At 64.7% G+C, this 13,231-nt stretch carries 14 protein-coding genes; 12 read left to right on the forward strand and 2 right to left on the reverse strand.

Features of this window, described 5'->3' with window-relative positions; translation table 11 throughout:
* Positions 1 to 26 precede the first annotated feature (26 nt).
* Positions 27 to 1,235 (forward strand): MFS transporter, encoded by a 1,209-nt coding sequence (locus tag DY467_RS08535; protein ID WP_164635310.1) that lies wholly within the window; start codon positions 27 to 29, stop codon positions 1,233 to 1,235.
* A 40-nt stretch (positions 1,236 to 1,275) separates the two neighbouring features.
* Here the strand turns inward: DY467_RS08535 and DY467_RS08540 are convergent, their stop codons facing one another.
* Positions 1,276 to 1,677, reverse strand: coding sequence for a MerR family transcriptional regulator (locus tag DY467_RS08540; RefSeq protein WP_164572566.1), 402 nt, complete (start codon positions 1,675 to 1,677; stop codon positions 1,276 to 1,278).
* A gap of 65 nt (positions 1,678 to 1,742) precedes the next feature.
* Between DY467_RS08540 and DY467_RS08545 the strand changes: the two genes are divergently transcribed.
* Positions 1,743 to 3,875, forward strand: a complete 2,133-nt coding sequence (locus DY467_RS08545; RefSeq protein WP_164635312.1) for a heavy metal translocating P-type ATPase — start codon at positions 1,743 to 1,745, stop codon at positions 3,873 to 3,875.
* A gap of 78 nt (positions 3,876 to 3,953) precedes the next feature.
* Here the strand turns inward: DY467_RS08545 and DY467_RS08550 are convergent, their stop codons facing one another.
* The gene (locus tag DY467_RS08550) at positions 3,954 to 4,880 is read right to left on the reverse strand and encodes a hypothetical protein (RefSeq protein WP_205502182.1); all 927 of its coding nucleotides are present in this window, start codon (positions 4,878 to 4,880) and stop codon (positions 3,954 to 3,956) included.
* A gap of 920 nt (positions 4,881 to 5,800) precedes the next feature.
* On the opposite strand from DY467_RS08550, the gene rpsL reads away from it, so the two are divergent.
* The 10 genes from rpsL to rpsS all read left to right on the forward strand — a co-directional run bounded on the left by rpsL (position 5,801) and on the right by rpsS (position 13,221).
* On the forward strand, positions 5,801 to 6,172 hold the full coding sequence (rpsL, locus tag DY467_RS08555; protein WP_008969396.1) for a 30S ribosomal protein S12: 372 nt from the start codon (positions 5,801 to 5,803) through the stop codon (positions 6,170 to 6,172).
* A gap of 15 nt (positions 6,173 to 6,187) precedes the next feature.
* A complete protein-coding gene (gene rpsG / locus DY467_RS08560) occupies positions 6,188 to 6,658 on the forward strand; it encodes a 30S ribosomal protein S7 (RefSeq protein WP_164635316.1) in 471 nt (156 codons plus the stop codon).
* A gap of 30 nt (positions 6,659 to 6,688) precedes the next feature.
* A complete protein-coding gene (fusA, locus tag DY467_RS08565; protein WP_164635318.1) occupies positions 6,689 to 8,761 on the forward strand; it encodes an elongation factor G in 2,073 nt (690 codons plus the stop codon).
* Positions 8,762 to 8,799: 38 nt separating this feature from the next.
* Entirely contained in the window at positions 8,800 to 9,990 is a 1,191-nt protein-coding gene (gene tuf / locus DY467_RS08570) for an elongation factor Tu (RefSeq protein WP_107345079.1), read from the forward strand.
* An 88-nt stretch (positions 9,991 to 10,078) separates the two neighbouring features.
* Positions 10,079 to 10,387, forward strand: a complete 309-nt coding sequence (rpsJ, locus tag DY467_RS08575; RefSeq protein WP_002712302.1) for a 30S ribosomal protein S10 — start codon at positions 10,079 to 10,081, stop codon at positions 10,385 to 10,387.
* 50 nt (positions 10,388 to 10,437) lie between these two features.
* A complete protein-coding gene (rplC, locus tag DY467_RS08580) occupies positions 10,438 to 11,163 on the forward strand; it encodes a 50S ribosomal protein L3 (protein WP_107345078.1) in 726 nt (241 codons plus the stop codon).
* Position 11,164: 1 nt separating this feature from the next.
* Positions 11,165 to 11,785 carry a 50S ribosomal protein L4 gene (gene rplD, locus DY467_RS08585; protein ID WP_107346648.1) on the forward strand — a complete coding sequence of 207 codons (621 nt, stop codon included), beginning with the start codon at positions 11,165 to 11,167 and terminating at the stop codon, positions 11,783 to 11,785.
* Positions 11,782 to 12,081: a 50S ribosomal protein L23 gene (locus DY467_RS08590; protein ID WP_011158793.1), complete on the forward strand. Its 300-nt coding sequence runs from the start codon at positions 11,782 to 11,784 to the stop codon at positions 12,079 to 12,081. The genes rplD and DY467_RS08590 overlap by 4 nt, the downstream gene beginning before the upstream one ends.
* A gap of 13 nt (positions 12,082 to 12,094) precedes the next feature.
* Positions 12,095 to 12,931, forward strand: a complete 837-nt coding sequence (gene rplB, locus DY467_RS08595) for a 50S ribosomal protein L2 (RefSeq protein WP_107345077.1) — start codon at positions 12,095 to 12,097, stop codon at positions 12,929 to 12,931.
* Positions 12,932 to 12,942: 11 nt separating this feature from the next.
* Complete coding sequence (gene rpsS, locus DY467_RS08600; RefSeq protein ID WP_011158791.1) at positions 12,943 to 13,221, forward strand: 30S ribosomal protein S19; 279 nt, start codon at positions 12,943 to 12,945, stop codon at positions 13,219 to 13,221.
* The last annotated feature ends 10 nt before the right edge of the window (positions 13,222 to 13,231 follow it).

The following is a 13,231-nucleotide window of genomic DNA, read 5'->3' on the forward strand; positions in this document are numbered from 1 at the left end:
AACGCTCGCGCAACACGGAAACAGCCATGAACCAGTCCTATCGTTGGGTGATCGTTGCAGCCGGCGGCGTGCTCGGCTGCGTTGCCGCCGGCGCGATGTTCTCGCTGCCGGTGCTGATCCGGCCGATGTCGCAGGACACCGGATGGTCGGTCACCGGCATCTCGACCGCGATGACCATCGGCTTCCTGGCGATGGCCGCCGCCAGCATGCTGTGGGGCAATCTGTCGGATAGGTTCGGCCCGCGTCCCGTCGTGCTGACGGGCTCGGCGGTGCTCGCGGCCAGCCTCGCGCTCGCCAGCCGGGCCGGTTCGCTGATCGAATTTCAGTTGCTGTTCGGCGTGCTGGTCGGCGCTGCGACCGCCGCGGTGTTCGCGCCGATGATGGCCTGCGTCACCGGCTGGTTCGACACCGGACGCGGTCTTGCGGTGTCACTGGTCTCCGCCGGCATGGGGATGGCGCCGCTGACGATGGCGCCGCTGGCGGCATGGCTGGTGACGATCCACGATTGGCGCGGCGCGATGCTGATCATCGCGGCGATCACGGCCGCGCTGATGATCCCCGCAGCGCTGCTGGTGCGGCGGCCGCCGGCGCTCGAAATGGGCGGCGCCGAGGTTACTTCCGCCGATGCGCAGGACGACATGACGCTCAGGCAGGCGGTGCGATCGCCGCAATTCGTCACGCTGATGCTGGCGAATTTCTTCTGCTGCGCGACCCATTCCGGCCCGATCTTCCACACCGTCAGCTACGCGGTGACCTGCGGCATTCCGATGATCGCCGCGACCTCGATCTACAGCGTCGAGGGGCTGTCCGGCATGTTCGGTCGGCTCGGCTTCGGCCTCGCCGGCGATCGCTTCGGCGCGCAGCGCGTGCTCGTGATCGGCCTGCTCGCGCAGGCGTTCGGCGTGCTGGCCTACGCCTTCGTCGGCGGGCTCGGCGGCTTCTATGCGGTCGCCGTGGCGGTCGGCTTCATCTACGCCGGCACCATGCCGCTGTACGCCGTGATCATCCGCGAGAACTTTCCGCTGCGGATGATGGGCACCATCGTCGGCGGCACCGCGATGGCCGGCAGCCTCGGCATGTCGACCGGCCCCGTGCTGGGCGGGCTGATCTACGATGCCTACGGCAGTTACGCGCCGATGTATGTCGCCTCCTGCGGCATGGGACTCGCCGCAATGCTGATCCTGGCGACCTTCAGGCCGTTCCCGCAGCGGCGGAGCGAGTTGGCGATGGCGTAGGAGAGGGCGCCGTTCTGCTGCGCCGGCAGCGCGGCGCGCCTTACGGAGACAGCGCCTCGATGATGCGGCAGTCGGCGACCGTGCCGCAGCTGCATTGGGTGATCATGTGGTCGAGCTCGTGGCGCAGGGCCTTGAGGTCGGCGATCTTGCGATCGACTTCGGCCAGATGCTGCTTGGCGATGGCGTCGATGGCATCGCAGGAGCGAGTGCGATCGTCAGACAGATCGAGCAACGCGCGGATCTGATCGAGTGAAAAGCCGAGATCGCGGGCGCGTCGGATGAAGCTCAGACGGTTGAGATGCTCGGTCGTGTAGGCGCGGTAGTTGCCCGGCGTGCGCGCGGGGGCCGACAGCAATCCGATCCGCTCGTAATACCGGATGGTTTCGACCTTGGTGTCGGTCTGGCGTCCGAGATCACCGATTGCGAGATGGTCCGCCTGCATGTCTTGACCCTGTAGCTGCTACAGGGTGCATATGGGGTGTCACAACGCTTTGTCGAGGTGACGCTATGGCGACCAACGCCTACAAAATTCGCGTAGAGGGCATGGATTGCGCCTCTTGCGCGCTCAAGATCGAAACGGCGATGCAGCGGCTGCCGGGTGTCGCGGATGTCCGCGTCAGCTATTCGGCTGCCACCTTGGCGCTTCGGTTCGATCAGGACAGAATCTCGCCGAGCACCATCGACGAGGAGCTGCGCTTGCTCGGTTATCGACCGCAGGCAATTGCGCCGTCGCCCAGCAGCATCCGGGCCGAGCGGAAACGACTACCGTGGTGGCAGGACGCGAAGCTGCAAACCGTCATGATCGCAGCAGCGGTGTTTACTCTGGCGTTCGCGTTAGCGCAGCTGTTTCCGGCCCTCGAGCGATGGCTCTATTCCGCTGCGGCCGCGGTCTGTCTGATCCCGATCGCACGCCGGGCCTTGATCGGCGCGCGCTCGGGATCGCCGTTCAGCATCGAAACGCTGATGACCGTTGCGGCGATCGGCGCGGTCGTGATCGGTGAGGCCGAGGAAGCGGCCGTGGTCATCGTTCTGTTCAACGTTGGCGAATGGCTGGAGACGTTCGCGGCGGGGCGTGCACGAGCGGGCATTGAAGCGCTGACCGACGTCGTGCCACGCACCGCGAGACGGTTGCGCGACCGCTCGGACCAGGTCGAGGAAATTCCGGCCGCCGACCTGATGATCGGCGATGTCGTGGTGGTGCGTCCCGGCGACCGTATCCCGTCAGACGGCAAAGTCATCGACGGCCATTCCGACGTGAACGAAGCGCCGATCACCGGCGAGTCCGTGCCGGTCGCCAAGGCGGTCGGTGATCACGTCTATGCCGGTAGCATCAATGCCAACGGCGAGCTGCGCATCGAGACGACGAATGCGGCGGCCGACAACACGATCGCGCGCATCATTCACCTCGTCGAACAAGCGCAGGAGAGCAAAGCGCCGACGGAACGGATGATCGATCGGCTCAGCCGGTGGTACACGCCAGCCGCGATGTTGGTGGCGCTCCTGGTCATCATCGTGCCGCCGCTCGGCTTCGGCGAGGATTGGGCGACCTGGATCTATCGCGGCCTGGCCACGCTGCTGATCGCGTGTCCATGCGCCCTGGTGATTTCGACCCCGGCCGCGATTGCGTCCGGACTTGCGGTGGGGGCTCGCAAAGGGCTGCTGATCAAGGGCGGCGCGGTGCTGGAAACGCTCGGCAAGGTGAAGACCGTCGCCTTCGACAAGACCGGCACGCTGACGCTGGGGCAGCCTCAGGTGACCGACGTGGTTTCCGTCATCGGCCAGCAGGACGACGCCGTGCTCGCGCGTGCCGCGGCGGTCGAAGGCAACACCAGTCATCCGATCGGGCAGGCGATCGTCCGCGCCGCGAAGGCACGCGCTTTGCAGCTGCCCGTGGTGTTCGGCGGGAGCCAGGCGGTGCCGGGCAAGGCGATCTCCGCGCGTCTCAAAGACGGCTTCGCCTTCGTCGGATCTCCGCGCTTTGCCGCCGAACGGACTACGATCCCGCCGGAGCTTGCGACGACGATCTCGGGCCTCGAGCACGAGGGCAAGACGGTCGTGGTGCTCATCTCTGGAAACACCTGCGAGGGAGCGATTGCGGTGCGCGACGAGCCGCGCCCGGATGCGGCAGGAGCGTTGCGGCAACTGACGTCCAAAGGCATCGCGGTGGTGATGCTGACCGGCGACAACGCACGAACCGCTCAGGCGATCGCCGGACAGCTCGGCATGGAAGCGCGTGCGGAGCTGCTGCCCGACGCCAAGCTCGCCGAGATCAGTCGCCTGAAGGAAGTATCTCCCGTCGCGATGGTCGGGGACGGCATCAATGATGCGCCGGCGCTCGTGGCCGCGTCCGTCGGCATTGCCATGGGCGGAGGAACGGACGTAGCACTGGAGACCGCCGACGCGGCGCTGCTGAATGATCGCGCCCATGGCGTCGCGGAGTTGATCGCGCTGTCGCAGGCGACGCTCGGCAATATCTGGCAGAACATCTCGATCGCGCTCGGGCTGAAAGCGGTGTTTCTCGCTACCAGCCTGCTAGGCGTGACGACGCTGTGGATGGCGATCCTTGCCGATACCGGCGCCACCGTCCTGGTCACCGCCAACGCCCTCAGATTGCTGCGGTGGCGGGCGTCAGAGGCATGATGCGGTGTGCGGGCTTCGAGGCTGGGCGGCAGCTGCCGCGTGCTGTCTGCGCGCGCCTGCGCGACGACGCGGGCCGCCTCAGTTCTTTGTCAGATACAGCGGCGTTCTCACCGTGAGCTGATAGGCAGGCTTTGGTGTCCAAGACACCTGCGCGGTGACGCCGAACAGGCGGTTGTCGTTGTCGTCGAGCTTGTCGAGGTCGATGCGCAGGATCGGCTGGGTGAAGGCATCGATCGGGGTGAAGCGCAGCAATTCGGCGCCGCCGAACGACTGCATGCCGGCGCGCCCGGTCAGCTTCCAGTTGTTGTCCCACTGATAGTAGCCGCCGAGCCAGCCGACCGTGTTCGGATGGATCGCGGCACGGTCGGCGTCGATCGCCGTGGTGGTGAACTGGACGCCGGCGAGGACGCCGCGGGTCTCGTCGGCGTCGAACGCGTAGGACGCCTCCAGGATGGTGTTGAGCGATGTGGTGGCGAGCGGTCCGCTCGGCACCGAGCGGGTGAGGGTGGTCTGCAGCGTCAGGGTCGGCAGCGAGCCGCCGTCCTGGCGATAGATGTCGGCCTGGACGCCGACGTTCCAGCTGGTGATGTCGACCGAGCTCCAGCCCGCGCCGCTGTTGCTGGTGGTGGTGCTGAAGCCGCCGTACAGCGAGACGCGGTCGTTGACGTCGATCGTCAGCGGCACGTCGAGTTCCACGCTCTGGCTCGCCGGCAGCGTTGGGGCCTGCAGCGGCGGCAGCGCCGCCAGTTCGCGCAGGCGGGACAGCACGGCGATGGTCGGGTTGGAGAAGCCGATCGAGAGCGTGCCGGCCGGGGTGCGCCCGTAGGTGGTGCGGAAGTCGAGGTAAATATTGGGGTAGGTCTGCGCCGGCGTCTCGTCGTCGTCATCGTCGTCGGCCGCGAAGGCCGGGCCGGCGAGGAACTGCAGCGCCGCGGCGGCGATGGCGATCGCCGCCACACGGCGCCAAGGCCGCGGCCGTGATCGAACTTGCCCCGAACCCGCCATTTGTTTCCACGCATCCCGCGGCCGGCCGACACGGCGCCCCGGCGGCCACTTAGCCATAGCGCCGCCGCTGCCGGCAATCCGGAGCGGCGGCCGGTCTGTGGATCGTCCCGCCCCCGCCACGCTCCGGGCGAGCCGGCCCGCCGATCAGTAATCTCAGCGGCATGGCGGGTCGCTACTAAAATACCGTCATGTTGACCGGAAGCCTGAGCGGGGCTCGGCTGTCTCGAATCGAGACGCCAAGGGAGCGCGAATCCGTCGCCGAGTCGGTACGGAATCGCTCTTCCGATTGCTCACGATTCTATGAATCGGGTCCCGCGAGGTGCCGATCCGCGTCCCGCGCGCCGGTCGTCGAGGCCGAAATCGGAGCTCGATCGCGCGCCGAGCGGGACGCTACAACGCCCCATTTCATCGGCGTTTCATGACGGTCGGAGAGGTAGTAGAAAGTCGTCGCCGAACCGTCATCTGGCAGCGGTTTTGCCTTGACTTAGGATAGGTCCGCCGATACAACCCGCCCACTTCAAGACAGGCGGTGAGCGTCGCCAACGTCGGAACGGACAACCCGGGCCGTCCTTTCAAGGACTTACGGGCACCACCCTCGACCCAAGACGCTCAAACGCTGTCGACATAAGCCAGGCAATGCCAGGACATTAAGCGTTCTTTCGAGTTCTTTCTCGGCAAGGACGGTTTTGGAAGCATGACCTCGGTAGGAACCGGTCGGCGGAAAGCTGCCCGGTCTTTGCTGCGGTCCTCTGTTGCGTGGAAGCGCTTTCCGCTCAGCGATGGGTGGCTGGCGCGATTTCGCTTTGCGTGATCGGACGATCGGTTCGGTCGAGCAGGGCGGCCGCTGGAGCGGGTAGCTCCGAACGAATTTGCGAAACCGACTGACCGGTTTCGCGCGAAGCTTGAGGGTGAAGGCGAAGATGCCGACGATCAACCAGCTGATCGCAAATCCGCGCGTGGTGCAGAAGTCGCGCAAGAAGGTTCCGGCGCTGCAGCAATCGCCGCAGAAGCGCGGCGTGTGCACCCGCGTCTACACCACGACGCCGAAGAAGCCGAACTCGGCGCTGCGTAAGGTTGCCAAGGTGCGCCTGACCAATGGCTTCGAGGTCATCGGTTACATTCCGGGTGAGGGCCACAACCTGCAAGAGCACTCGGTGGTCATGATCCGCGGCGGCCGCGTCAAGGACTTGCCGGGCGTGCGCTACCACATCCTCCGCGGCGTCCTCGATACCCAGGGCGTCAAGAACCGTAAGCAGCGTCGTTCGAAGTACGGCGCGAAGCGTCCGAAGTAAGCGGGGAGAGCATCCATGTCCCGTCGTCACGCCGCCGAAAAGCGCGAAGTTCTTCCCGATCCGAAGTTCGGGAACATCATTGTCACCAAGTTCATGAACTCGGTGATGTACGCCGGCAAGAAGTCGGTCGCCGAAAGCATCGTGTACGGTGCGTTCGATCTGATCGAAGCCAAGACCAAGCAGCCGCCGCTCGGCGTGTTCGAGCAGGCGCTCGAAAACGTCATGCCGGCGATCGAAGTTCGCTCCCGCCGCGTCGGTGGTGCCACCTACCAGGTGCCGGTCGAAGTGCGCTCCACCCGCCGTCAGGCGCTGGGCATCCGCTGGCTGATCGCCGCCGCCCGCGGCCGCAACGAAAAGACCATGACCGAGCGGCTGTCGGCTGAACTGCTCGATGCGTCGAACAACCGTGGCAACGCGGTGAAGAAGCGTGAAGACGTGCACAAGATGGCGGAAGCCAACCGCGCGTTCTCGCACTATCGCTGGTAACGGCGAAGCAACGGAATCAAGGAAGACGCTATGCCCCGCGTTCACGCCATCGAGGACTACCGCAACTTCGGCATCATGGCCCACATCGATGCCGGCAAGACCACGACGACCGAGCGCATCCTCTATTACACCGGCAAGAGCCACAAAATCGGCGAAGTGCACGAAGGTGCCGCGACGATGGACTGGATGGAGCAGGAGCAGGAGCGCGGCATCACCATTACGTCGGCCGCTACGACCGCGTTCTGGAACGGCAAGCGTCTGAACATCATCGACACTCCCGGCCACGTCGACTTCACCATTGAAGTCGAGCGTTCGCTGCGCGTGCTCGACGGTGCCGTGTGCGTTCTCGACTCCAACCAGGGCGTCGAGCCGCAGACCGAGACCGTGTGGCGTCAGGGCGACAAGTACAAGGTTCCGCGTATCGTCTTCGCCAACAAGATGGACAAGACCGGCGCTGACTTCTTCAAGTGCCTGCAGGACATCATCGACCGCCTCGGTGCCAAGCCGGTGGCGATCCAGCTGCCGATCGGTTCGGAGAGCAACTTCAAGGGCGTGATCGATCTGGTCCGCATGAAGGCTGTGGTCTGGAACGACGAGTCGCTGGGCGCGAAGTTCGAAGACGCCGAGATCCCGGCCGAGCTGCTCGACCAGGCCAAGGAATATCGCGAGAAGATGATCGAAGCCGCCGTCGAGCTCGACGACGACGCGATGTCTGCGTATCTCGAAGGCAACGAGCCGGACGAGGCGACTCTCAAGAGCCTGATCCGCAAGGCGGTGCTGACCGGCGCGTTCTATCCGGTGCTGTGCGGTTCGGCGTTCAAGAACAAGGGCGTGCAGCCGCTGCTCGACGCCGTGGTCGACTACCTGCCGTCGCCGATCGACGTGCCGGCGATCAAGGGCACCGACGACAAGGGCAACGAAGTCGTGCGCAAGGCGGACGACAAGGAGCCGCTCGCTCTGCTCGCGTTCAAGATCATGGACGACCCGTTCGTCGGCACCATCACCTTCTGCCGCATCTACTCGGGCATCCTGCAGAGCGGCACCGGCGTGGTGAACTCGACCCGCGAGAAGAAGGAGCGCATCGGCCGCATGCTGCTGATGCACGCCAACAACCGCGAAGACATCAAGGAAGCCTATGCCGGCGACATCGTCGCTCTGGCCGGCCTGAAGGAAGCTCGCACCGGCGATACGCTGTGCGATCCCGCCAACCCGGTGATCCTCGAAAAGATGGAATTCCCGGAGCCGGTGATCGAAATCGCGATCGAGCCGAAGTCGAAGGCCGACCAGGAAAAGCTCGGCGTCGCGCTGGCGAAGCTGGCGGCGGAAGATCCGTCGTTCCGGGTGTCGACCGATCAGGAGTCCGGCCAGACCATCCTCAAGGGCATGGGCGAACTCCATCTCGACATCAAGGTCGACATCCTGAAGCGCACCTACAAGGTGGACGCCAACATCGGTGCGCCGCAGGTGGCGTTCCGTGAGCGCATCACCAAGAAGGCCGAAGTCGACTACACCCACAAGAAGCAGACCGGCGGTACCGGTCAGTTCGCTGCGGTGAGCTTCGTCGTCGAGCCGACCGAGCCGGGCGCCGGTTACATCTTCGAGTCGAAGATCGTCGGCGGTGCGGTGCCGAAGGAGTACATCCCGGGTGTCGAAAAGGGCATCGAGAGCGTGCTGTCTTCGGGTGTAGTCGCGGGCTTCCCGGTGGTCGACGTGAAGGTGACGCTGGTCGACGGTAAGTACCACGACGTCGACTCGTCGGCGCTGGCCTTCGAAATCGCCTCTCGTGCCGCGTTCCGCGAAGCGCTGCAGAAGGGCAAGTCGGTTCTCCTCGAGCCGATCATGAAGGTCGAAGTTGTGACCCCGGAAGACTACACCGGTTCGGTCATCGGCGACCTGAACTCGCGGCGTGGCCAGATCCAGGGTCAGGACATGCGCGGCAATGCCAACGTGATCAACGCGATGGTGCCGCTGATGAACATGTTCGGCTACGTCAACAACCTGCGCTCGATGAGCCAGGGCCGGGCGAACTTCACCATGCAGTTCGACCACTACGCGGAAGCGCCGGCCAACGTGTCGGCTGAAGTCCAGAAGAAGTTTGCCTGATTGTCGCAGGTGTAAGCCGCGACTGAACGGAGAGAGCAATGGCCAAAGCAAAGTTTGAACGTACGAAGCCGCATTGCAACATCGGGACGATCGGTCACGTCGACCATGGCAAGACGTCGCTGACTGCGGCGATCACCAAGGTTCTGGCGGAGACGGGCGGTGCGACGTTCACGGCCTATGACCAGATCGACAAGGCGCCTGAAGAGAAGGCGCGCGGCATCACGATTTCGACCGCGCACGTCGAGTACGAGACGCAGAACCGTCACTACGCGCACGTCGACTGCCCCGGCCACGCCGACTACGTGAAGAACATGATCACCGGTGCGGCGCAGATGGACGGCGCGATCCTGGTGGTGTCGGCGGCCGACGGCCCGATGCCGCAGACCCGCGAGCACATCCTGCTGGCCCGTCAGGTCGGCGTGCCGGCGCTGGTGGTGTTCCTGAACAAGTGCGACATGGTCGACGATCCGGAACTGCTCGAGCTGGTCGAGATGGAAGTGCGCGAGCTTCTGTCGAAGTACGACTTCCCGGGCGACGACATTCCGATCGTGAAGGGCTCGGCTCTCGCCGCCCTAGAAAACTCGGATCCGAAGCTGGGTCACGACGCGATCCTGGAGCTGATGCGCCAGGTCGACGCCTACATCCCGCAGCCGGAGCGTCCGATCGACCAGCCGTTCCTGATGCCGGTGGAAGACGTGTTCTCGATCTCGGGCCGCGGCACCGTGGTGACCGGCCGTGTCGAGCGCGGCATTCTGAAGGTCGGCGACGAAATCGAGATCGTCGGCATCCGCGACACGCAGAAGACCACCTGCACCGGCGTCGAAATGTTCCGCAAGCTGCTCGATCAGGGCCAGGCGGGCGACAACATCGGCGCGCTGCTGCGCGGCACCAAGCGTGAAGACGTCGAGCGTGGCCAGGTGCTGTGCAAGCCGGGTTCGGTGAAGCCGCACACCAAGTTCAAGGCCGAAGCCTACATCCTGACCAAGGAAGAGGGCGGCCGCCACACCCCGTTCTTCACCAACTACCGTCCGCAGTTCTACTTCCGCACCACCGACGTGACCGGTGTGGTGCACCTGCCGGAAGGCACCGAGATGGTGATGCCGGGCGACAACATCGCGATGGAAGTGCACCTGATCGTGCCGATCGCGATGGAAGAAAAGCTGCGCTTCGCCATCCGCGAAGGCGGCCGCACGGTGGGCGCCGGCGTCGTCGCCGCGATCATCGAGTAAGCGGGGAATAGCGAATAGAGGGCGGCGGACGGATGTCCGTCCGCTGCTCACTACTCACCATTCGCGACACGAAAGAAAGAATACGGCAATGAACGGCCAGAATATTCGCATTCGCCTCAAGGCGTTCGACCATCGGATTCTCGATACGTCGACCCGTGAGATCGTCAACACCGCGAAGCGAACCGGTGCGCAGGTGCGTGGGCCGATCCCGCTGCCGACCCGGATCGAGAAGTTCACCGTCAACCGTTCGCCGCACGTCGACAAGAAGAGCCGCGAGCAGTTCGAGATGCGCACTCACAAGCGCCTGCTCGACATCGTCGACCCGACCCCGCAGACCGTCGATGCTCTGATGAAGCTCGACCTGGCCGCCGGCGTCGACGTCGAAATCAAGCTCTGAGATTGTAACGTCCGGTTATCGAACGGACAGAAAGAACAGGAAGCACGCCGATGCGCTCCGGAGTGATCGCACAGAAGGTCGGGATGACGCGGGTCTTTACAGAGGCCGGCGAGCATATCCCTGTGACCGTGCTGAAGCTTGGCAATTGCCAGGTGTTGGGCCACCGCACCACTGAGAAGAATGGCTACGTGGCGCTGCAAGTCGGTTCCGGCTCGCGCAAGACCGTGTATATGCCGAAGGCCGAGCGCGGCCAGTTCGCCGCCGCCAAGGTCGAACCGAAGCGTAAGGTCGAGGAGTTCCGCGTTTCCGAGGATTCGCTGCTCCCGGTTGGCGCCGAGATCCAGGCCGATCACTTCGTCGTCGGCCAGTTCGTCGACGTCACCGGCACTTCGACCGGTAAGGGCTTCGCCGGCGGTATGAAGCGCTGGAACTTCGGCGGTCTGCGTGCCACCCACGGCGTGTCGGTGTCGCACCGCTCGATCGGTTCGACCGGTGGTCGTCAGGACCCCGGCAAGACCTTCAAGAACAAGAAGATGCCGGGCCACATGGGCGTCGATCGCGTCACCACGCTGAACCTGCGGGTGGTGCAGACCGATGTCGAGCGCGGGCTGATCCTGGTCGAGGGCGCTGTGCCCGGCACCAAGGGTGGCTGGATCCGCGTGCGTGACGCGGTGAAGAAGGCGCTGCCGGCGGATGCGCCGAAGCCGGGCAAGTTCCGGCTCGCCAATGGCGATGCGGCTGCGGAAGCGCCGGCCGCCGAGCAGGAAGGTGCGTGAGATGGAACTGAAAGTCACCACCCTCGAGGGTAAGGAAGCCGGTTCGGTCCAGCTCTCCGACGAGATCTTCGGTCTGGAGCCGCGCACCGACATCATTCAGCGTTGTGTGATCTGGCAGCTCGCGAAGCGGCAGGCCGGCACCCACAAGGCCAAGGGCCGCGCCGAAGTCTGGCGCACCGGCAAGAAGATGTACAAGCAGAAGGGCACCGGCGGTGCTCGTCACGGTTCGCAGCGGGTTCCGCAGTTCCGTGGCGGCGGTCGCGCCTTCGGCCCGGTGGTGCGTTCGCACGCCATCGACCTGCCGAAGAAGGTGCGTATCCTGGCGCTGCGTCATGCTCTGTCGGCGAAGGCCAAGGGCGGCGGTCTGATCGTGCTCGACAAGGCCGAGCTCGAAGCCGCCAAGACCAAGACGCTGGTCGGTCACTTCTCGGGCCTCGGCCTCGAGAGCGCGCTGATCATCGACGGTGCCGAGGTGAACAACGGTTTCGCCGCGGCGGCCCGCAACATCCCGAACATCGACGTGCTGCCGGTTCAGGGCATCAACGTCTATGACATTCTGCGCCGCAAGAAGCTGGTGCTGACCAAGGCGGCGGTCGATGCGTTGGAGGCGCGCTTCAAATGAAATCCATCGATCCGCGCCATTACGACGTGATCGTTGCGCCGGTCGTGACTGAAAAGTCCACGATGGCGTCCGAACACAACAAGGTCGTGTTCAAGGTGCAGGGCGGCGCGACCAAGCCGCAAATCAAAGAAGCCGTCGAAAAGCTGTTCGACGTCAAGGTGAAGAGCGTGAACACGCTGGTGCGCAAGGGCAAGACCAAGGCCTTCCGCGGCACCTTCGGCACGCAGTCGGACGTCAAGCGTGCGGTCGTGACCTTGGAAGAGGGCCACCGCATCGACGTCACCACCGGACTGTGAGGCGGGACCGACCATGGCATTGAAGACCTTTAATCCCACGACGCCGGGCCAGCGCCAGCTGGTGATGGTTGATCGTTCGGCGCTGTACAAGGGCAAGCCGGTCAAGCGGCTGACCGAAGGCAAGAACTCGAACGGCGGTCGTAACAACACCGGCCGCATCACCGTTCGGTTCCGCGGCGGCGGTCACAAGCAGACCTACCGCATCGTCGATTTCAAGCGCACCAAGGTCGACGTTCCGGCCAAGGTCGAGCGGCTCGAATACGATCCGAACCGCACCGCCTTCATCGCGCTGATCAAGTACGAAGACGGCGAGCAGGCCTACATCCTGGCGCCGCAGCGTCTGGCGGTCGGCGACACCGTGATCGCGGGCGCCTATGTCGACGTGAAGCCGGGCAACGTGATGCCGCTGGGCAACATGCCGATCGGCACCATCGTGCACAACGTCGAGCTGAAGATCGGCAAGGGCGGCCAGCTGGCCCGTTCGGCCGGTACCTACGCTCAGATCGTCGGTCGCGACCACGACTACGTGATCCTGCGCATGAACTCGGGCGAACAGCGCCTGGTTCACGGCCGCTGCATCGCGGCGATCGGTGCGGTGTCCAACCCGGACCACATGAACATCTCGATCGGCAAGGCCGGTCGCAAGCGCTGGCTCGGCCGTCGCCCGCATAACCGCGGCGTCGTCATGAACCCGATCGACCACCCGCACGGCGGCGGTGAAGGCCGCACCTCGGGCGGCCGTCACCCGGTCACCCCGTGGGGCAAGCCGACCAAGGGTAAGAAGACCCGTTCGAACAAGTCGACCGACAAGTTCATCCTCATCAGCCGCCACAAGCGGAAGAAGAAGTAAGGAAGCCGGACATGGTTCGCTCAGTCTGGAAGGGCCCGTTCGTCGAGGCCTCGCTGCTGAAGAAGGCCGATGCCGCGCGTGCGTCGGGCCGTCACGACGTAATCAAGATCTGGAGCCGTCGCTCGACCATCCTGCCGCAGTTCGTCGGCCTGACCTTCGGCGTCTACAACGGTCAGAAGCACGTCCCGGTGTCGGTGAACGAGGAAATGGTGGGGCACAAGTTCGGCGAGTTCTCGCCGACCCGCACTTTCCACGGCCACGCCGGCGACAAGAAGTCGAAGAAGGGTTGAGGACGAGACG

It is taken from the genome of Rhodopseudomonas sp. BR0G17, assembly GCF_010907025.1.
GTDB lineage: Bacteria > Pseudomonadota > Alphaproteobacteria > Rhizobiales > Xanthobacteraceae > Rhodopseudomonas > Rhodopseudomonas palustris_H.

Coding starts and splice junctions, on each gene's coding strand:
- DY467_RS08535 (WP_164635310.1), top strand. CDS start 27: ATGAACCAGTCCTATCGTTGGGTGATCGTTGCAGCCGGCGGCGTGCTC.
- DY467_RS08540 (WP_164572566.1), bottom strand. CDS start 1,677: ATGCAGGCGGACCATCTCGCAATCGGTGATCTCGGACGCCAGACCGAC.
- DY467_RS08545 (WP_164635312.1), top strand. CDS start 1,743: ATGGCGACCAACGCCTACAAAATTCGCGTAGAGGGCATGGATTGCGCC.
- DY467_RS08550 (WP_205502182.1), bottom strand. CDS start 4,880: ATGGCGGGTTCGGGGCAAGTTCGATCACGGCCGCGGCCTTGGCGCCGT.
- rpsL (WP_008969396.1), top strand. CDS start 5,801: ATGCCGACGATCAACCAGCTGATCGCAAATCCGCGCGTGGTGCAGAAG.
- rpsG (WP_164635316.1), top strand. CDS start 6,188: ATGTCCCGTCGTCACGCCGCCGAAAAGCGCGAAGTTCTTCCCGATCCG.
- fusA (WP_164635318.1), top strand. CDS start 6,689: ATGCCCCGCGTTCACGCCATCGAGGACTACCGCAACTTCGGCATCATG.
- tuf (WP_107345079.1), top strand. CDS start 8,800: ATGGCCAAAGCAAAGTTTGAACGTACGAAGCCGCATTGCAACATCGGG.
- rpsJ (WP_002712302.1), top strand. CDS start 10,079: ATGAACGGCCAGAATATTCGCATTCGCCTCAAGGCGTTCGACCATCGG.
- rplC (WP_107345078.1), top strand. CDS start 10,438: ATGCGCTCCGGAGTGATCGCACAGAAGGTCGGGATGACGCGGGTCTTT.
- rplD (WP_107346648.1), top strand. CDS start 11,165: ATGGAACTGAAAGTCACCACCCTCGAGGGTAAGGAAGCCGGTTCGGTC.
- DY467_RS08590 (WP_011158793.1), top strand. CDS start 11,782: ATGAAATCCATCGATCCGCGCCATTACGACGTGATCGTTGCGCCGGTC.
- rplB (WP_107345077.1), top strand. CDS start 12,095: ATGGCATTGAAGACCTTTAATCCCACGACGCCGGGCCAGCGCCAGCTG.
- rpsS (WP_011158791.1), top strand. CDS start 12,943: ATGGTTCGCTCAGTCTGGAAGGGCCCGTTCGTCGAGGCCTCGCTGCTG.